Below are 19,017 nucleotides of genomic sequence, written 5' to 3'. Positions count from 1 at the left end.
GCCCAGCCGTCACTCGGGTTCCGCCTTCAGGCGAGGAACGCGCCGTGGACCCAGCCGGATTTCTGCGCCACGCCTTCCTCGTCGAGCACGTTCACGAACAGCCAATTGCCACGTTGCTCGATGGGTGCCACCTGCGTGCCGTCGGCGAGCTGTTCGATCATCGCGAACTCCGTGCCCGCACCCTGCCGAAGGTTGAGGCCGGTGGGCGAGCGCACCGTCAAGGTGTTCGGCCCGTCAATGGCGCGGTCGCCCAGCACCTGGTTGCGGAACCGCGCCATGTCGAAGGCCGGGCCGGGGTCCCACTTGCGGCCGCGGGCGATGTCGTCATGCCCGAGGATGGTGTCCACGCCGTATTTGGCCGCGAGCGCCCGGGCGATGGCCACCGCCGTCGCCATCTGCTCGGGGGAATAGGGCTCCCAGCCGATGGGCGCGTCTGATGGACGATAGGGATTGCCGTTCTTGTGGGCGGCGAGGAAGGGGCTGGCGATGGGCACGTTGGTATAGGAGGTCCAGCTCCCGCCGGGACCGGGCTTCAGATAGCCCCAGTTGGCAAGCTCGATGCCGAACGACTTGTTGTTGAACGAGGTCAGCCCGCCCCAGCTCGATTGGCCGGCATGGTTGGCGGCGGTGTCGAAGTCCACGCACTGGATCACCGCGCCGTCGCGGTCGACGACCACATGGGCGGAGGATTTGGACCTGTTGTCCGGATCCTGGAACCAGGAGGCGCTGGAGCGGGCCGAGGCGCCGTAGGTGAAATGCATGATGAGGATGTGCGGCGTCTGACCGAACGTACCGCCGGTGTGCGCCGCCGGCGAAGCGATGCGTTCGACCGCGCGGCCGTCCTGTTCCAGTCGATGGCGTGTGTTGATGGTGAAGCCCATGACCCCCTCCCAGCGTCAAGTGGAGCGGCATCCTATGATTGCTTAAATAATAAATTCAATCTTTAGTTGTGTATTCCGCATCCCGGTATCCGGGGATGTGCGCTGAGCCCCACACGGATGCGTCGCGACGGGCGGTGGCCCTTGCGTCCCGCCGCGGGCCACGTCTATGAAACAGGGGCGCCCTCCTGAAGAGCCGGCCAACGGTCCCTGCGCTGGTGAGAGAAACGATCCAGAGACGCATTCCATGGATTTTCGTGTTTCGCTCGACGGTCGCTCCGCCTTGGTGACGGGTGCGTCCGGAGGTCTCGGGGCCTTTTTCGCCGAGCGGCTGGCCGCCGCCGGAGCACGCGTGGCCGTGGCGGCGCGCCGACGTGACGCCTGTGCCGCATTGTGCGCCCGTATCGAGGCCGCCGGCGGCACCGCACTGCCCATCGCCCTCGACGTGAGCGACGAGGCTTCGGCCACAGCGGCGGTGGCCGAGGTGGTGGCGGCGTTCGGCGGCCTCGACATCCTTGTCAACAATGCAGGCGTCACCGGCACCACGCCGCTCCTGGACGAGACCGCCGAGGGGTGGGACCGCATCCTCGACACCAATCTGAAGGGTGGCTTCCTGGTGGGCCGGGAAGCCGCGCGCGCCATGGCGAAAGCGGGGCGCGGCGGCCGTATCGTCAATGTGGCGTCCATTCTTGGCCTACGCATCGCCGGGCAGGTGGCGGCCTATGCGGCTTCCAAGGCGGCTTTGGTGCAGCTGACCAAGTCCATGGCGCTGGAATGGGCGCGTTATTCCATCCAGGCCAACGCCCTGTGCCCCGGCTATGTGGAAACCGACCTCAACCGGGAGTTCTTCGCGAGCCCGGCGGGCCAGGCGCTGGTGAAGCGCATTCCCTCACGCCGCCTCGGCACCCTCGACGATCTGGAGGGTCCGCTCCTGTTCCTGTGTTCCGACGCCGCCCGCTACGTGACCGGGACGACGCTGGTGGTCGATGGCGGCCACCTCGTCTCATCCCTGTGACGGCGCGGCGGCGCGCCATTCCGCCTGGTCCCGCTTCCGCTTGAGGGACCGGCCTCTTAAGGTCATCGAGGCGCCAGCGCCGAGGAGGAAACGATGCGACACAAGGTGTACCCGGACGCGAAAAGTGCCCTGGAGGGCGTCCTCGCCGACGGCATGATGATCATGGCCGGCGGTTTCGGTCTCTGCGGCATCCCCGAGAACCTCATCGCCGCCATCCGCGACCTCGGCGCGAAAAACCTCACCTGCGTGTCCAACAATTGCGGCGTGGACGATTTCGGCCTCGGCATCCTCCTCGCCAACGGCCAGATCAAGAAGATGCTGTCGTCCTACGTGGGCGAGAACAAGCTGTTCGAGAAGCTGTATCTGGCCGGCGAGCTGGAGCTGGAATTCAACCCGCAGGGCACGCTGGCCGAGCGCATCCGCGCCGGCGGCGCGGGCATTCCCGGCTTCTACACCAAGACCGGCTACGGCACGATCATCGCCGAGGGCAAGCCCACCCGCGAGTTCAACGGCGAGCATTATGTGCTGGAGACGGGCCTTGTGGCCGACCTCTCCATCATCAAGGCGTGGAAGGCCGACAAGGAAGGCAATCTCGTCTATCGCAAGACCGCCCGGAACTTCAATCCGATGATGGCCACCGCCGGCAAGGTGACCATCGCCGAGGTGGAGGAACTGGTGGAGATCGGCGCGCTCGACGCGGACACCATCCACACCCCCGGCATCTATGTGGACCGCATCGTCGTCAGCACGGGCGCCGAGAAGCGCATCGAGAAGGTGACCACCCGCAAGCGCGAAGAGGTGAAGTGAGATGGCCTGGACCCGTGACGAGATGGCGGCCCGCGCCGCCCAGCAGATCCGCGATGGCTTCTACGTCAACCTCGGCATCGGCATCCCCACCCTGGTCGCCAACGCGCTGCCCCCCGGCATGACGGTGAGCTTCCAGAGCGAGAACGGCATGCTGGGCATCGGCCCCTTCCCCTATGAGGGCGAGGAGGACCCCGACCTCATCAATGCCGGCAAGCAGACCGTGACCGAGGTGCCCGACACCTCCTATTTCTCCAGCTCCGATTCGTTCGCCATGATCCGCGGCGGCCACATGGACCTGTCCATCCTCGGCTCCATGCAGGTGTCCGAAACCGGCGACATCGCCAACTGGATGGTGCCCGGCAAGATGGTGAAGGGCATGGGCGGCGCCATGGACCTCGTCGCCGGCGCCAAGGAAGTGATCGTGCTCATGGAGCATGTGGAGAAGTCCGGCGCGCCCAAGCTGGTGGAGAAGTGCACCCTGCCGCTCACCGGCACCAACGTCACCGACTTCGTGATCACGGACCTGGCGGTGTTCGCGTTCACCAAGCGCGGCGGCACGCTGGTGCTGAAGGAACTGGCCCCGGGCGTCACCCTCGACGAGGTGAAGGCCAAGACGGCGGCCAAGTTCGAGGTGGGCCTCGCCTGAGGCCTGCCCCTCTCGGTTCTGACGATGAAGGCTTCTCCGCGCTGCGGGGAGCCTTTTTCGTTCAGGCCCCGGTGCTCACGCCGCAGCTCTGTTCCGCAGCGCCTCCGGCAGGGCGAGGCTCACATCGGCGGCGTCAAGGATGCCGCGCATGGCTTCCCCGTGGAGCACGGCAAATTCCACCTCGCGCTGCTGGGTCAGGGGATCGCGCGCGGTGAGCGGATCATCCACCCGGCCGGGATGCACCATCACCAGCCCACCATCGGGCACGCCCTTCAGGACGTGGGTGAGCAGGGTCGCGAAATCGTGGTCGGCGGAAAAATCATAGGCGCCGCCGAAGCCGCGATTGGTGGCAAGGCCGAAGGGCGCTGCATCCCGCGCGAACCCGCGGGCAAAGGCGCCGATGAGCCGGCCCTTCGCATCGAAGCCGTGGAGCGCCGCCTTGGCCGGGGTCACGTCGCGCAGCCAGGCGCGGGGGGCAAAGCGGGCGGTGGCGGCCAGGACCGCCTTGCGCACCACCGGCAGCACATGGACATGCTGGTGGCCGTCCACATGGTCCGGCGGCCGGCCGAAGGCATCCAGGAAAGACTGGAACTGCGCTTCCACCTCGGCCTCCACCGCCTTTGAATCGAGCCGCCGCGACAGGGCCGCGAGCACCACCTGGGACAGGGCAGGGAAGTGCCCGTTCGCCCCGGCCATGCCCCAGGTGAGCGGGGGGAAGGTGCCGGTGAGGGTCACATGCAGGCCGATGCTCACATCCCGCGCCTCGGCCGCGGCCGTGAGCGTCTGGGCCTCTTCGGTGAGGCCGTCGAACACGGTCATCACCGAGGTGGCGTTGATCCGGCGCGCCGTGATCAGCCGGCGGATGGCCTCCGATACGCCGGGCGCGATGGCGTAGTCGTCGGCGCACAGGACCAGGCGCTTCACGGCTCGGCCCTCGATGCCAGCGCCGACGGGTGGCCCGGCCCGGCGAAGGGCTGCCCCGCGATGGGCTGTCCGCTCAGGGGATGGCCTGTGGCCTCGGCGGGGGCGCGGTTGAGCACATGGTCGGCCACGTAATAGACCGGGCGCGCCTTGATCTCGGAGAGGATGCGGGCGATGTACTCGCCCATCAGCCCCATCACCAGCAGCTGCGTGCCGCCGATCACCATCAGGCCCACGACGAGGGAGGGATAGCCCGGTAGCGGGATGCCCCAGACGAGGCGCTCCACCACGATCCAGCTACCGTAGAACAGGGCGAGGCCGGCCAGCACGGCGCCGAACGCAGCGGCGAGGCGCAGCGGTGCCGGCGAGAACGAGGTCAAGGCCTCCATGGACAGGCCCAGCAGGCGCAGGAAGCTCCAGGAGGTGGAGCCATGGGCGCGCGGCGCCGGCCGGTACGGCACCGCGATCTGGCGGAAGCCGATCCAGCTCGACAGGCCCTTGAAGAAGCGGTTGCGCTCCGGCATGCGCCGCAAGGCGGCGGCGGCGCGCGGAGACAGGATGCGGAAGTCGGCCGCATCCTCGGGGATGGGGGTGGCGGCGCCGAAGTTCAAAAGCTTGTAGAAGGCGCGCACGAACAGGCGCCGGCTCGCCGCCTCGTCCGAGCGGTCGGCCTTCACCGCATAGGCCACGTCGTAGCCTTCATCCTTCCACAGGCGCAGGAACGTGGGGATCATCTCCGGCGGATGCTGGCCGTCGCCGTCCATGAACATCACCGCGTCGCCGCGGGCATGGTCGAGGCCGGCCATGAGGGCGGCCTCCTTGCCGAAATTGCGCGACAGCGCCACCACCTGCACGTCGATGCCGAGCATGGGAAGGCCGGCGGCCAGCGTTGCGCTGCCGTCGCGGCTGCCGTCGTCCACATAGACGATTTCCATTTTGAGGCCACGCGCGCGCGCTTCCGCGGTGGCGGCGGCGCTCAGGTCGGCATGGAAGAAGGGGAGCCCTTCGACCTCGTTGTAGAGCGGGACGACGATGCTGAGGTCAGGTGTCATGCTACTTCCGCCCGGCACGCGCAAAGACTGCAAACTCATCTAGCCGCCTCCGCCCCGAAAGGGAGCAGAAATTTTCTCGGAGGCTGCGGAACCCGCGCATGTCCCCCGCGTTGACAGGACAGCGCGATCATTCCCCCCATTGATCGTGCCATTGGCGCGGCCGTCTTCCCCCAAGGCGGCCGCGTCGTCATTTTGGCTGCGGCCGATCGCGAGAAGCGGTCGCGCTTGCGGCATATCAAGGCCCGAGACTTTGGGCGAGTTTAGGGTAAGGTCGCGTCGTTCAAACGGCCGAACGGGGGCCTTGTGTGATGATTCGCGACATTCTGGTCAATCTCGCCCAAGGGGTCGAGACGGATCGCGCCTGCGATTTTGCGGCGAGCCTCGCTTCAAGCTTCGGTGCCCATCTCACCGGCCTGTCGGTTGCCTATGAGATCGACGTGCCGCCCTTCTACATGGGCGCCCTTCCCACCGACTTCATCGAGGCGCAGGTGCTGGAAAACCAGTCCGCCGCCGAGAAGGCATCGGCGCGCTTCATCGCCGCCGCCAGTGCCGCCGGGGTCGCCCACGAGGTGCGCAGCCTGTCCGCCTCCCTGGGCGTCGCCGCCAACGGCTTCGCCGAGATGGCGCGGCTGTTCGACCTCACGGTGGTGGCCCAGCCCGATCCGGACCGGCCCGGCCCGGAAGAGGTGATCGCCGAGACGGTGCTGATGGAATCGGGCCGCGCAGTGCTCATCGTGCCTTATGTGCAGACCAAGCCGTTCAGCGCCGAGCGCGCCGTGGTGGCGTGGGACGGCAGCCGGCCCGCCGCCCGGGCGCTGGCCGAGGCGCTGCCGCTGCTCCACCGCACCAAGGAGGTGGAGGTCTTCCGTGTGGTGTCGCACCGGGACGAAGAAGACACCGTGGGCGCCGACGTGGTGCGCCATCTTGCCCGCCATGGCCTCAACGCCAGGGTGCGCAAGCTGCCGGTGACCTCCGGCGAGCCCATCGCGGCGGCCATCCTCAACGAGGTGGCGGACCAGGGCGCCGATTTCGTGGTGATGGGCGGCTACGGCCATTCCCGCATCCGCGAGCTGGTGCTGGGCGGCGTGACCCGCGAGATCCTCGCCACCATGACCGTGCCGGTGCTGATGGCCCATTGAGGGCTGGACCGTAGGGACGCCGGATGGTGTCCATCGTCCAGCCTGCGAAAACAAAAAGCCCTCTTCCACCGGAAGAGGGCTTTTCGTTTTTGGAGGACCGATCCGGGATCAATCCTCGTCGTCGTCGTCGTCCTCGTTCTTCTTGGAGCCGCCGAGCTTGGCGAACACGGTCTCCAGGTCGAGGGATTCGCGGCCCTTGGGGGCTTCCTCGTGGTCGTCGTGCCCGGTGGTGATATCCGCCGGCAGCAGGGTCGCGCCACGGTCCTCGTGGGCGGTGGCGGGGCGGTCCTTGGCGGCGCGCTGGACTTCGAGGTCAAGGTCGATCTGGCTGCACAGGCCGAGCGTCACCGGGTCCATGGGCGAGAGCTGGGCCGAATTCCAGTGGGTCCGCTCCTTGATGGACTGGATGGTGGATTTGGTGGTACCCACCAGGCGTATGATCTGGGCGTCCTTCAGCTCGGCATGGTTGCGCAGCAGCCAGAGGATGGCGTTGGGCCGGTCGTGGCGGCGCGAGACCGGGGTGTAGCGGGGGCCGCGGCGCTTCTTCTGCTCCGGCAGGCGCACCTTGGATTCCAGCAGCTTGAGCCGGCGGTCGGGGTTGTTCTCGGCGACGGTGATCTCGTCGCGGGAGAGCTGGCCGGTGGAGATGGGGTCGAGGCCCTTGATGCCCTGCGCCACCTCGCCGTCAGCGATGCCCTTCACCTCAAGGGGATGCAGCTTGCAGAAGTCGCCGATCTGCTCGAACGTCAGGGCGGTATTGTCCACGAGCCAGACGGCGGTGGCCTTGGGCATCAAAGGTATGTTCGACATGGCGGCCTCTTGCGGCTTGTTGGTCGTCGGACGCTGCGGTCCACGGGCTTGTTCGGTCGGTGACGCCAGGGTCTTTGCAGGCGTCGGTATTTGAGGGCATCGGCATATGCGGGTTCGCAAGGCCACCCCTCCCCTGGGGCGGACCGCGGAACTCATCGCTTTATCCGGGATCGAGACAACATAAGCGTGCCCGGAGCAAGTTGCAATTGCCGTGCGCGGGAGGGCCGGAAATCGGGCGGTGCCGCAACGGCCGCCTGAAATCGGCCGCGCGCCGTTGCGTCGGCTTGACAGGCGCCCCGCAAGACCGCCAATTCGCCCGATGCCCTCGATCGAGCCTGCCATGGACCCCGCCGCAGCGCCGGATGCCGCTGCAAAGCCGCCGCTCAAGATCCTCCTTGCCGCGCCGCGCGGCTTCTGCGCCGGCGTGGTGCGGGCCATCGACGCGGTGGAACAGGCGCTGAAGCTCTATGGCGCGCCGGTCTATGTGCGCCACGAGATCGTGCACAACAAATACGTGGTGGAAGACCTGAAGCGGAAGGGCGCCGTCTTCGTGGAGGAACTGGACGAGGTGCCGGACACCGCCGCGCCGGTGATCTTCTCCGCCCACGGCGTGCCGAAATCGGTGCCGGACGAAGCGAGTTCCCGCAAGCTGTTCGCCATCGATGCCACCTGCCCGCTGGTCACCAAGGTGCACCGCGAGGCGCAGGTGCATTTCCGCAAGGGCCGGCACATCCTGCTGATCGGCCATGAGGGCCATCCCGAGGTGGTGGGCACCATCGGCCAACTGCCGGACGGCGCCTTCACCCTGATCGAGACCGCCGAGGACGCGCGCACGGTGATGCCGCGCGATCCGGAAAACCTCGCCTATGTGACCCAGACCACCCTGTCGCTGGACGACACGGCGCAGATGATCGCCATCCTGCGCGCGCGCTTCCCGACGCTGAGCGAGCCGCACAAGGAAGACATCTGCTACGCCACCACCAACCGGCAGGAAGCGGTAAAGGCCATTGCGCCCAGGGTCGATGCGCTGGTGGTGGTGGGCGCGCCCAATTCCTCCAATTCCCAGCGCCTGCGGGAGGCCGCCGAGCGCGCCGGCTGCGCCCGCGCCGTGCTGGTGCAGCGGGCGGCCGAGATCGACTGGACGGTGTTTTCCAGCATCGCCAGCCTCGGCGTCACCGCCGGCGCCTCGGCTCCCGAGGTGCTGGTGGAGGAAATCATCGATGCCTTCGCCGAACGCTTCGCCGTGAGCGTCGAGATCGTGACTTCAACGGAGGAGGACGTGTTCTTCCCCCTGCCGCGCGCCCTGCGGCCGGATGCGGCGGAGTAGATCGTGGCGGTCTATACGGACGTTTCTCCGGCAGAGCTTGAAACCTTCCTGTCCGGCTACGACATGGGCACGCTCACCTCTTTCCACGGCATCGCGGAAGGGGTCGAAAACTCCAATTTCCTGGTCCAGACCACGCGCGGCAGCTACATCCTCACCCTCTATGAAAAGCGGGTGAACCGGGACGACCTGCCCTTCTTCATCGGCCTCATGGAGCATCTGGCGGCGCGCGGCCTGTCCTGCCCGCAGCCGGTGGCGCAGCGCTCGGGGGCGGTGCTTGCGGAGGTGGCAGGACGGCCGGCGGCCATGGTCACCTTCCTGCCCGGCGTGTCGGTGCGCCGGCCCACTGCGGAGCATTGCGCCGAGCTGGGGCGGGGCCTGGCCCAGCTGCATCTGGCCGGCGCGGACTTCGCCATGGTGCGGGCCAACAACCTTTCCGTCGCCGGCTGGCGGCCTTTGTTCGAGGCGGCGCATGGGCAGGCGGACGGCGTCGCGCCGGGCCTTGCCGCCGCCATCCAGGGCGAGCTGGCAACGCTGGAGGCAAGCTGGCCGCAGGGCCTGCCGTCGGGCGTCATCCATGCGGACCTGTTCCCCGACAATGCCTTCTTCCTCGACGAAAAGCTCTCGGGCATCATCGACTTCTACTTCGCCTGCACCGATTTCCTCGCCTATGACGTGGCGGTGTGCCTCAACGCCTGGTGCTTCGAGCCGGACGGGTCCTACAACGTCACCAAGGGGCGGGCGCTGCTGTCCGGCTACGCGGCGGTGCGGCCCCTGTCGGATGCGGAGAAGGCGGCCCTGCCGCGCCTTGCCCGTGGCGCCGCGCTGCGCTTCCTGCTCACCCGCCTCGTGGACTGGCTGAACGTGCCCGAGGGCGCGCTGGTGCGTCCCAAGGACCCGCTGGAATATCTCAAGAAGCTGCGCTTCCACCAGGCGGTGGACAGCGCGCAGGATTACGGTCTGGCGGCATGAAAGAGGTGGCGGTGTTCACGGACGGGGCCTGCTCGGGCAATCCCGGCCCCGGCGGCTGGGGCGCGATCCTGCGCTTTGGTGCCCACGAGAAGGAACTGAGCGGCGGCGAGCTTCTCACCACCAACAACCGCATGGAACTGATGGGCGCCATCTCCGCGCTGGAGGCGCTGAAGGAGCCGTGCACGGTGGATCTGCACACCGACAGCGCCTATCTGAAGGACGGCGTCACCAAGTGGATGCACGGCTGGAAGCGCAACGGCTGGCGCACCGCCGACAAGAAGCCGGTGAAGAACCAGGACCTGTGGGAACGCCTCGACGAGGCGTTGAAGCGGCACACCCTGCGCTGGCACTGGGTGAAGGGCCATGCCGGCCACGCGGAAAACGAGCGCGCGGACGAGCTGGCCCGCGCGGGCATGGCACCGTTCAAGCTGAAGGGCCGGATCGGCGGCTGAGGCGCGCGGAGTCGCCCCCGGAGCCGCCCGTCAGCCGCTATTTCTTCTGGGCCGCCGCTTCCTGCTTCTTGCGCTCGATGCAGCGCGAGATGAGGGTCGAGCGGTCCGCCTGCCTCCCGGGCGGGTTCTCCGCCTGGCAGGCGGCGCGGATCTGGTCGATGGACTGGGTGCCCTGTGCGAGCGCCCCCGGTGTGGCCAGCAGCAGCAGTGCCGGCGTGAATATCCATGCGGACAGTTTCATTCGCAATCCCCTCCCATGTTCCGGCGTGTGGCCGGCATCATCCCCAAGGGAAGATTACACCCTCTGGTTGTTGACGGGGAAGGGGGGCGATTCCAAAAGGCATCTCGCGGCCCGGGACGGATCGCCGCCCCGCGTCGGCATCGTGCCGATATCTTGCCCCGGCATCGTGCCTCGCTATCCTGCCCCGGCGCCCCGCCCTCGGGGTCGCCCGGCCTGTCGATATGCCGGGATTGATGGTATCAAAATGACGCCAATCCGGCCGGCTCGCGGGGAAGTGATTTGCCATCGGCTGATCCCCGGCCGAAGTCTTCGGCTGGCCTTGAGCATGCCATCCTATTGCCCTGACAGCATTTTTTCCGCTGTTGCAACCGGGCGGCGCGCCGCCTCCGCGGCCGGGACTTGACGGCCGACAATCGTGGCCTGTGCCGCTATGAACCGTTTTGCATTGCGGCAGCGTGTGCTATCGGATGCGCCGTCTTCCGGTTTCGGCTCGTCGGTTGCGGGAGGTGCCGAACCTTCTCCCCTTCTTCGTCCGCGGACATGTGTCCGTCGAGGAGCCGGATTGCCATGACGCTTGCCCCGCGCCTTTGGGTCCTTCTTGTTGCGTTTGCCCTCCCGCTCGCCGCATGCGGGCAGCCGTCCGCCCAGCAGCAGGGCGCGCCGCCGCCGCCCCAGGTGACGGTGGCTACGCCGCAGACCAAGACCGTCACCGACCAGGACGAATATGTGGGCCGCTTCGTCGCCATCGACGAGGTGAACGTGCGCGCCCGCGTCGCCGGCTATCTGGACAAGATCCATTTCACCGACGGCCAGATGGTGAAGGAAGGCGACCTGCTCTTCACCATCGACCAGCGCCCCTATCTGATTGCCCTCGATCAGGCCAAGGCCAATCTCGACCAGGCCAACGCCAATCTCGACTTCACCAAGGCCGACCTCGACCGCGCCAGGACGCTGCTGGAGGACCGCACCTCCAACGCCATCTCCAAGCAGGCCTTCGACCAGCGCACCCAGGCCGCGCGCGCCGCCGCCGCCACGGTGCTGTCGCAGCAGGCCGCTGTCCATTCGGCCCAGCTCGACCTCACCTTCACCGAGGTGCGCGCCCCGGTGTCCGGCCGCATCGGCGACCGGCGGGTGTCGGTGGGCAATTATGTGGCGGCGGGCTCCGGCGCGACGCCGACCCTTCTGGCGGTGATCGTCTCCATCGATCCCATCCGCTTTGAGTTCACCATCGACGAGGCTTCGCTGCTGCGCATCCTGCGCCGCAAGGGCGGGGCGGACGTCGCTGGCGACCCGGTCGCCCTCAAGCTGATCGACGACAAGGACTTTACCCACCCGGGCAAGCTCGACTTCCTGAACAACGTCATCGACCGGGAAACCGGCACCATCCGTGGCCGTGCCGTGTTCGAGAACAAGAACGGCCTGTTCCGCCCCGGCATGTTCGCCCGCATCCGGCTGGATTCCTCCGCGCCCTACCAGTCGCTCGCCGTGCCGGATTCGGCCATCGGCACCGAGCAGGTGAACAAGTTCGTCTATGTGATCGGGCCGGAGAACAAGGTGCTGCAGAAGGTGGTCACCCTGGGGCCGCTGGCGGGCGACATGCGGGTGATCCGCTCGGGCCTCTCGGCGGACGACAAGGTGGTGGTCAACGGCCTGATGCGCGTGCGGCCCGGCATCACCGTCAACCCGCAGATGGCGGAGGCCAGCCCGCCGCCCGCAGCCGCCCCCGCCGCCACGACCGCGAAGTGAGGTGAGAAGATGCGCTTCTCACACTTCTTCATCGACCGGCCCATCTTCGCCTCGGTGGTGTCCGCCGTCGTCATGATCCTCGGCGCGGTGACCTACCTGCGCCTGCCCGTGGCCCAGTATCCGGACATCGCCCCGCCGGTGATCACGGTGACCGGCCAATATCCCGGCGCCTCGGCGGAGATCGTCGCCGAGACGGTGGTCGCGCCCATCGAGCAGCAGATCAACGGCGTGGAGCGCATGCTCTACATGTCGTCCAACTCGACGGCGGACGGCCGCTTCTCCATTTCCGTCACCTTCGACATCGGCACCAACCTCGATATCGCCCAGGTCCAGGTGCAGAACCGCGTCGCCATCGCCCAGCCGCGCCTGCCGAGCGAAGTGCAGCAGGTGGGCGTGGTCACCGCCAAGTCCTCGCCCGACCTGATGCTGGTGGTGAGCCTGTATTCGCCTGACGGCTCGCGCGATCCGCTCTTCATCTCGAACTTCGCCAATATCGAGATCAAGGACGTGCTCTCGCGCATCGACGGCGTGGGCTCCATCACCGTGTTCGGCTCGCGCGAATACGCGATGCAGATCTGGCTTGATCCGGACCGGCTGTCCCAGCTCAACCTCACCACCACGGACGTGGTGGCCGCGCTCAAGGCGCAGAACGTGCAGGTGGCCTCCGGCGTGCTCAATGCGCCGCCGGTGCCGCAGCAGCGCGCCTTCCAGATCGCGGTGCGCACCCTCGGGCGCCTTACGGACGCGCGGGCCTTCTCCGACATCGTCATCAAGCAGACCGACCAGGCACTGGTGCGGCTGAAGGACGTGGGCCGGGTGGAGATCGCGGCCCAGGACTATGCCTCGACCTCGTTCCTCGACAAGGACATCTCGATCCAGCTCGGCGTGTTCCAGCGCCCCGGCTCCAATGCGCTCGCCACCGGCAATGCGGTGGTCGCGGAGATGGCGCGCATCGGCAAGTCTTTCCCCGAGGGGCTAAAGTACGGCATCTACTACAACCCCACCCAGTTCATCCAGCAGTCGGTGGACGCGGTGGTGCACACCATCGGCGAGGCCATCGTGCTGGTGGTGCTGGTGGTGATCCTGTTCCTGCAGACCTGGCGGGCGGCGATCATCCCCATCCTCGCCATCCCGATCTCGCTCATCGGCACCTTCTTCGTCATGGGCCTGTTCGGCTTCTCGCTGAACAACCTGTCCCTGTTCGGCCTGGTGCTGGCCATCGGCATCGTGGTGGATGACGCCATCGTGGTGGTGGAGAATGTGGAGCGCAACATCGAGGCCGGGCTCTCCCCGCGCGATGCCGCCTACAAGACCATGGACGAGGTGGGCGGGGCGCTGGTGGCCATTTCGCTGGTGCTGACCGCGGTGTTCGTGCCCACCGCCTTCATCACCGGCCTGTCCGGCGAATTCTATCGCCAGTTCGCCCTCACCATCGCCGGCTCCACGCTGATTTCGCTGCTGGTGTCTTTGACCCTGTCGCCCGCCATGTGCGCGCTGCTGCTGAAGCCGCATCGCCCGGCCCATGAGAAGCCGGCCTGGTACGCCCGGCCGGTGGTGGGCTTCTTCGGCCTCTTCAACCGGGCCTTCGAGGGGCTCGGCAACGGCTATGCCTATCTGACGGCGCGGCTCGTGCGCGTGGTGGCGCTGGTGCTCATCGTCTATGCGGGCATCGTCGCCTTCGGCGGCTATCTGTTCACCACCACGCCCCAGGGCTTCATCCCGCAGCAGGACCGCGGCTATCTCATCATCGCCGCCCAGCTGCCGCCCGGCGCCTCCATGCAGCGCACCGAGACGGTGATGAAGCAGGCCGGCGACCTCGTGCTCGGCACGCCGGGCGTCAGCCGCGTCATCAACATCGCCGGCTTCTCGGGCGCCACCTTCACCAATGCACCCAACGCCGGCGCCATGTTCGTGATCCTGAAGCCCTTCCCCGAGCGGGAGGGCCATCCCGAGCAGACGGCGTCGGCGGTGCAGAAGGTGCTGTTCGGCAAGATGGCGAGCATCCAGGAAGCCCAGATGATCGTGGTGCAGCCGCCGCCGGTGCAGGGCATCGGCAATGCCGGCGGCTTCCGCATGATGATCGAGGACCGCTCCGGCTCGGGCCTCCTCGCCCTGCGCAACGCCACCTACGCCATGATGGGCGCCGCTGCGCAGACGCCGGGGCTGATGCAGGTCTATTCGTTGTTCGAGACCTCCACACCCCAGCTCTTCCTCGACATCGACCGGCAGAAGGCGCAGCTGCTGCGGGTGAACATCGCCGACCTGTTCGCGGCACTGCAGACCTATATCGGCTCGTCCTACGTCAACGACTTCAACCTGTTCGGCCGCACCTTCCGGGTACAGGCCCAGGCCGACGCGCCGTTCCGGCTCGATCCCAAGGACGTGCTCTCCATAAGGGTGCGCGCCGCGGGCGGGGAGACGGTGCCGCTCGGCTCCTTCACCACCGTGCGCGACATTTCCGGTCCCTACCGGGTGCCGCGCTACAATCTCTATCCCGCGGCGGAGCTGGACGGCTCGCCGGCCCCCGGCTATTCCCAGGGCCAGGCCATCCAGATCATGCAGGACCTGGCAGCGAAGGTGCTGCCGCAGGGCTTCTCCTATGAATGGACGGCGCTGGCCTACCAGCAGCAGAAGGCCGGCAACACCGCCATCTTCGCCTTCGCGCTGGGCGTGGTGTTCGTGTTCCTGGTGCTGGCGGCCCAGTATGAGAGCCTGACCCTGCCTCTGGCGGTCATCCTCATCGTGCCCATGTGCCTGGTGGCGGCGCTCATCGGCGTGATCCTGCGGGGGCAGGACAACAATATCCTGACCCAGGTGGGCTTCATCGTGCTCATCGGCCTTGCCGCCAAGAACGCCATCCTCATCGTCGAGTTCGCCAAGCAGCTGGAGGACCAGGGCCATGGCCGGCGCGAGGCGGCGGTGGAGGCGTCGCGGCTCAGGCTTCGGCCCATCATCATGACGTCGCTGGCCTTTATCCTCGGCGTGGTGCCGCTGGTGTGGGCCGCGGGTGCCGGCGCCGAGCTGCGGCAGGCGCTGGGTACGGCGGTGTTCGCCGGCATGATCGGGGTGACGCTGTTCGGCCTGATCTTCACGCCCACCTTCTACGTCTTCGCCCGGTGGCTCGCCGGCCTCGGCGCGCGCCGCGAGGCCAAGGCCGAGCCGCCCCAGCACCCCGCTCCGGCCGAGTAGCATGGCCCCTGGAGCACCCGCCGATCGGCGGGTGCTCTTTCCTTGAGTTAGAGGCCGCGCGCCTTCCGGAGCCCGGCCGCCCTAGAGCATTTCCCCGTTTCACTGAATCGTGGAAATGCTCTAGGTTATTGAGTTCACGCATTTTCTTTACGCGAACCGGTATCCACTTCGCTCGAAAACGCCCTAGCCCCGTGTGCCAGGTCGGGACTGGCCGCGCCATTGGTCACGACGGGGGCGGGGCTCCGCCGGCTTTTTTGACACGCCGCATTTTACTTGCCGCGGCGGGGCCGGGTCCCTATGTGCAAGGCGTGACCCGAGGTCCTTCCTTCCCCGGCGTGCCGGATCGGCAGCCCGTCTTCAATGTGCCTGGCGCGGTCGCCGTGCTGGCGCTGGCGCTGGTGCTCATCCACGCGCTGCGCGTGATCGTGCTGTCGGACGAGGCGGACCTTGAGGTCCTGCTCTATTTCGCCTTCGTCCCCGCCCGCTACGGCCTGCCCGACACCCTGTTCTACCTGCCGGGTGGCTTTGGTCCGAAGCTGTGGACGCCGGCGAGCTACGCCTTCCTGCACGCCAACTGGATGCACGTGATCGTCAATCTGGTCTGGCTCCTGGCCTTCGGAACGCCGGTGGCGCGGCGCTTCGGCTCGGCGCGGTTCGTCGCCTTTTTCGCGGTGACGGCGGCGGGGGGAGCGCTGGCGCATTACCTGAGCTATCCCGATGCCCTGGTGCCGCTCATCGGCGCGTCGGCCTCGGTGTCCGGCGCCATGGCGGCGGCGGTGCGCTTCGCCTTTGCCCCTGGCGGAGCCTTGTCGGGGCGGCGCACGCTCTTTGCTGATCATCAGCCCGCCGGCTCGCTCCTGGAGAGTTTCCGCGATCGCCGGGTGCTGGTGTTCGTGGCGGCCTTCTTTGTCCTCAACCTGCTGTTCGCCGTCGGGGTTTCGCTGCCGGGGGCGGATGGGGCGCAGATCGCCTGGCAGGCCCATGTGGGCGGCTTCGTCGCCGGGCTGCTGCTGTTCCCATTGTTCGATCCGGTCCCGCGGCGCCAGCCGGCCTGAACGCCGGCGCCCCCCGCCGCCTTGCCCCCTCCCCAGCCCTCCCCGTACACGGGAGAGGGGGCGACTTCGCTTTCTTCAATCCGAGCGTATCCGACTTTAGTGTGCGCTTGCGTCGCAGCGCATTGCGAGGGATCATCGCTCTTCCAAACCATACGCCAGAGAAGGCCGGCCAAAGCGGAGCCGGTCCCTGGAAGGACGAGAAGGGAGCCAACGCCTATGACCGTGAGCGTCATCCTCAGCCGCAAGGGCAACGACATCTGCACCATCGGTCCGGACGCGACCGTGGGGGATGCCGTGGCGCGCCTTGCCGGGCGCCGCATCGGTGCTATCGTCGTGGTTGACGACGCCATGAGCGTGGAAGGCATCATTTCCGAGCGCGACGTGGTGCGCCTGATCGGCGAGCAGGGGGTCGGCGTGCTCGCCGAGCCGCTGTCGGGCGTGATGACCCGCGCGGTGGTGACCTGCACGCCCGACGAGACCATTCCCGTGATCATGGAGCGCATGACACGGGGCCGCTTCCGCCATGTGCCCGTGGTGTCGGGCGACAAGCTGGTGGGCATCATCTCCATCGGCGACGTGGTGAAATTCCGCGTGGAGGAGATGGAGCGCGAGAGCGCCCAGCTGCGCGACTACATCATGTCGGCCTGAACGGGTCGCCTGAAACGAAACCGGCCGGCGGGGAGCCGGCCGGAAGACTGGCCGCGGGAAATCCCCCAGGGAAATCACCCAGGGAAATCCCCGCGGCAAACAGCGGTGGGGCCGAAGCCTCACGCGCCCGGCTGGCGCACCACGCGCAGATAGGGCTTCACGGTCTTCCAGCCGTCCGGGAACTTCTCCTTCGCCGCCTCGTCGGAGAGGGAGGGGACGATGATCACGTCCTCGCCGTGCTTCCAGTCCACCGGGGTCGCCACCGAGTGCTTGGCGGTGAGCTGGAGGCTGTCCACCACCCGCAGGATCTCGGCGAAGTTGCGGCCGGTGGAGGCCGGATAGGTCAGGGACAGCTTCAGCTTCTTGTCGGGCCCGATGACGAACACCGAGCGCACGGTGAGGGTGTCGTTGGCGTTGGGGTGGATGAGGTCGTAGAGGTCGGAGACCTTCTTGTCCGCATCCGCGATCAGCGGGAAGTTCAAGGTGGCGCCGGTGGCGTCCTTGATGTCGCCGACCCAGGCCGGGTGGTTGTCGATGGCATCCACCGACAGGCCGAGCAGCTTCACGCCGCGCTTGTCGAACTCGGGCTTCAGGTGGGACGCCTGGCCGAGCTCGGTGGTGCAGACGGGGGTGAAGTTCTTGGGGTGGGAAAACAGGATGCCCCAGCTGTCGCCGAGCCACTCATGAAACTTGATGGGGCCTTCGGTGGTCACGGCCTCGAAATCCGGCACCACATCGCCGAGTCGCAGCGTCGCCATGGTCGTCTCCAATAAACATTGAAAAACTGTATATAAATTCATTATACTACAGGTTCGATGCATTTAAAGCTGAATCACGTCAGCTGAATCACGTGGGCGGAGCGCCCTCGCCCGCGGCGCCCGCGGACGTACAGGCGGCTTGAGGGCGCCCCGCCGGATCAAGGCGCGTTCATCGGAAATCAGGCATTCCAGCGCCAAGTCTAAGCGCAGGCGGCGAGACTGATACGATCCGCACACAAGATGGAGGACGCTTCCTTGAAACGCATCCTGGCAGTTGCACTTGCAGCATTCCTTCCCATCCAGAACGCCGGTCTCGCCTTGGCCTGCACGGCGGTGAACGTGGTGGCGGCCGACAAGACCGTAATCGCCGGCCGCACCATGGAATGGGCGTTCGACATGAAATGGACGCTCAAGAGCATCCCCAAGGGCACGCCCCTGACGCTGACCGCCCCGGCCGACCTCGGCTTGCCTGAGAAGAAGGTGGCGACCCTCTATTCCGCCGTGGGCATCAGCGCCGAGGTCATTCCCGGCGGCGCCATCATCGAGGGACAGAACGCGGCCGGCCTCGGCATGAGCGGCAATTTCCTGCCCGGCTTCACCACCTACCAGACGGTCACCAAGGCAGACACGTCCTACGTCTCCATCCTCGGCTTCGGCGCCTGGGCGCTCGGGATGCACGGCACCGTGGCCGAGGTGCGTGCCGCTTTGGCGAAGACCAAGGTCTGGGCCGATGCCTCGCTGCCGAGCGGGCCGACGCCGCCCACCATCCACATGGTCTTCACCGACCGCTCGGGCGCCAGCATCATCGTGGAATATGTCGGCGGAGAACTGCAGATCCACGACAATGTGGCGAGCGTCCTCACCAACTCGCCGCCCTACGGCTGGCACCTCCTGAACCTGCGCAACTATCTCAACCTCTCCACCATGGGCGTCAACGACCGCCGGTTCGGCACGGCCAACGTCACGGCCATCGGCCAGGGCGGTGGCGCCACGGGGCTGCCGGGCGACTTCACCCCGCCCTCGCGCTTCGTGCGGGCGGCCTTCATGCGCCATGCCATGGCCCAGCCGAAGGACGCCGCCGCCGCCACCGCCGCCATCGGCCACATCCTGAACACCGTGGACATTCCGCTGGGCGTCGCCCAGAGCAAGGACGGCGAGGCGGTCGTCTCGGACTACACCCAGTGGGTGGCCATCAAGGATCTCACCCACAACCGGATGATGATCGCAGATTACGCCCACCGGGCGACCTTCCTGACCCTCGATCTCGATACGATCTTCGCCCAGGACAAGCCGAGCGCGCGGCTGGTCACGGACCTGCCGTTTCCGGCCGCGGTGGACGGGACGGCCGCGCTCCGGAACTGAAC

General features: G+C 67.3%; 18 protein-coding genes. 12 read left to right on the top strand and 6 right to left on the bottom strand.

Going from position 1 to position 19,017, the window contains the following annotated elements; genetic code table 11:
* Window positions 1-26 precede the first annotated feature (26 nt).
* The gene (locus V5F48_RS01455; RefSeq protein ID WP_394039356.1) at window positions 27-881 is read right to left on the bottom strand and encodes an N-acetylmuramoyl-L-alanine amidase; all 855 of its coding nucleotides are present in this window, start codon (window positions 879-881) and stop codon (window positions 27-29) included.
* A gap of 244 nt (window positions 882-1,125) precedes the next feature.
* Here V5F48_RS01455 and V5F48_RS01450 point away from each other — a divergent pair, with 244 nt between their 5' ends.
* The 3 genes from V5F48_RS01450 to V5F48_RS01440 all read left to right on the top strand — a co-directional run bounded on the left by V5F48_RS01450 (window position 1,126) and on the right by V5F48_RS01440 (window position 3,346).
* Complete coding sequence (locus V5F48_RS01450) at window positions 1,126-1,893, top strand: SDR family NAD(P)-dependent oxidoreductase (RefSeq protein ID WP_394039354.1); 768 nt, start codon at window positions 1,126-1,128, stop codon at window positions 1,891-1,893.
* A 93-nt stretch (window positions 1,894-1,986) separates the two neighbouring features.
* Window positions 1,987-2,700: a CoA transferase subunit A gene (locus V5F48_RS01445; RefSeq protein ID WP_394039352.1), complete on the top strand. Its 714-nt coding sequence runs from the start codon at window positions 1,987-1,989 to the stop codon at window positions 2,698-2,700.
* Window position 2,701: 1 nt separating this feature from the next.
* Window positions 2,702-3,346, top strand: a complete 645-nt coding sequence (locus tag V5F48_RS01440) for a CoA transferase subunit B (protein WP_149576086.1) — start codon at window positions 2,702-2,704, stop codon at window positions 3,344-3,346.
* Between the two features lie 75 nt (window positions 3,347-3,421).
* Here the strand turns inward: V5F48_RS01440 and V5F48_RS01435 are convergent, their stop codons facing one another.
* Entirely contained in the window at window positions 3,422-4,270 is an 849-nt protein-coding gene (locus V5F48_RS01435) for a ChbG/HpnK family deacetylase (RefSeq protein WP_394039350.1), read from the bottom strand.
* Window positions 4,267-5,319 (bottom strand): glycosyltransferase family 2 protein, encoded by a 1,053-nt coding sequence (locus V5F48_RS01430; RefSeq protein WP_394039348.1) that lies wholly within the window; start codon window positions 5,317-5,319, stop codon window positions 4,267-4,269. The genes V5F48_RS01435 and V5F48_RS01430 overlap by 4 nt, the downstream gene beginning before the upstream one ends.
* Before the next feature lie 308 nt (window positions 5,320-5,627).
* On the opposite strand from V5F48_RS01430, the gene V5F48_RS01425 reads away from it, so the two are divergent.
* Window positions 5,628-6,458: a universal stress protein gene (locus V5F48_RS01425; protein WP_394039346.1), complete on the top strand. Its 831-nt coding sequence runs from the start codon at window positions 5,628-5,630 to the stop codon at window positions 6,456-6,458.
* A 108-nt stretch (window positions 6,459-6,566) separates the two neighbouring features.
* Here the strand turns inward: V5F48_RS01425 and V5F48_RS01420 are convergent, their stop codons facing one another.
* Window positions 6,567-7,268: a DUF1013 domain-containing protein gene (locus V5F48_RS01420; RefSeq protein ID WP_394039344.1), complete on the bottom strand. Its 702-nt coding sequence runs from the start codon at window positions 7,266-7,268 to the stop codon at window positions 6,567-6,569.
* Between the two features lie 340 nt (window positions 7,269-7,608).
* On the opposite strand from V5F48_RS01420, the gene ispH reads away from it, so the two are divergent.
* Genes ispH through rnhA form a run of 3 tightly spaced genes read left to right on the top strand, consistent with a single transcriptional unit; the run spans window position 7,609 to window position 10,016 of the window.
* Window positions 7,609-8,595 carry a 4-hydroxy-3-methylbut-2-enyl diphosphate reductase gene (gene ispH / locus V5F48_RS01415; protein ID WP_394039342.1) on the top strand — a complete coding sequence of 329 codons (987 nt, stop codon included), beginning with the start codon at window positions 7,609-7,611 and terminating at the stop codon, window positions 8,593-8,595.
* 3 nt (window positions 8,596-8,598) lie between these two features.
* Entirely contained in the window at window positions 8,599-9,564 is a 966-nt protein-coding gene (locus V5F48_RS01410) for a homoserine kinase (protein ID WP_394039340.1), read from the top strand.
* On the top strand, window positions 9,561-10,016 hold the full coding sequence (gene rnhA / locus V5F48_RS01405; protein WP_394039338.1) for a ribonuclease HI: 456 nt from the start codon (window positions 9,561-9,563) through the stop codon (window positions 10,014-10,016). Before V5F48_RS01410 ends, rnhA begins: the two co-directional genes overlap by 4 nt.
* Window positions 10,017-10,053: 37 nt before the next feature.
* Here rnhA and V5F48_RS01400 read toward each other — a convergent pair whose 3' ends face one another.
* Window positions 10,054-10,257 (bottom strand): hypothetical protein, encoded by a 204-nt coding sequence (locus V5F48_RS01400; protein ID WP_394039336.1) that lies wholly within the window; start codon window positions 10,255-10,257, stop codon window positions 10,054-10,056.
* Window positions 10,258-10,824: 567 nt separating this feature from the next.
* On the opposite strand from V5F48_RS01400, the gene V5F48_RS01395 reads away from it, so the two are divergent.
* From V5F48_RS01395 to V5F48_RS01380, 4 genes are all read left to right on the top strand, one after another.
* Complete coding sequence (locus V5F48_RS01395) at window positions 10,825-12,003, top strand: efflux RND transporter periplasmic adaptor subunit (RefSeq protein WP_394039334.1); 1,179 nt, start codon at window positions 10,825-10,827, stop codon at window positions 12,001-12,003.
* Window positions 12,004-12,012: 9 nt separating this feature from the next.
* A complete protein-coding gene (locus V5F48_RS01390; RefSeq protein WP_394039332.1) occupies window positions 12,013-15,192 on the top strand; it encodes an efflux RND transporter permease subunit in 3,180 nt (1,059 codons plus the stop codon).
* A 308-nt stretch (window positions 15,193-15,500) separates the two neighbouring features.
* Window positions 15,501-16,247: a rhomboid family intramembrane serine protease gene (locus V5F48_RS01385; RefSeq protein ID WP_394039330.1), complete on the top strand. Its 747-nt coding sequence runs from the start codon at window positions 15,501-15,503 to the stop codon at window positions 16,245-16,247.
* Between the two features lie 216 nt (window positions 16,248-16,463).
* Window positions 16,464-16,895 carry a CBS domain-containing protein gene (locus V5F48_RS01380; protein WP_394039328.1) on the top strand — a complete coding sequence of 144 codons (432 nt, stop codon included), beginning with the start codon at window positions 16,464-16,466 and terminating at the stop codon, window positions 16,893-16,895.
* A gap of 119 nt (window positions 16,896-17,014) precedes the next feature.
* On the opposite strand, the gene V5F48_RS01375 is transcribed toward V5F48_RS01380, so the two are convergent.
* A complete protein-coding gene (locus V5F48_RS01375; RefSeq protein ID WP_394039326.1) occupies window positions 17,015-17,653 on the bottom strand; it encodes a peroxiredoxin in 639 nt (212 codons plus the stop codon).
* 255 nt (window positions 17,654-17,908) lie between these two features.
* On the opposite strand from V5F48_RS01375, the gene V5F48_RS01370 reads away from it, so the two are divergent.
* The gene (locus tag V5F48_RS01370) at window positions 17,909-19,015 is read left to right on the top strand and encodes a choloylglycine hydrolase family protein (protein ID WP_394039324.1); all 1,107 of its coding nucleotides are present in this window, start codon (window positions 17,909-17,911) and stop codon (window positions 19,013-19,015) included.
* Window positions 19,016-19,017: the final 2 nt, after the last annotated feature.

Source organism: Xanthobacter autotrophicus ATCC 700552 (assembly GCF_043194565.1).
Lineage (GTDB): Bacteria > Pseudomonadota > Alphaproteobacteria > Rhizobiales > Xanthobacteraceae > Xanthobacter > Xanthobacter autotrophicus_F.
This window is presented reverse-complemented; position numbering and strand designations above follow the sequence as displayed.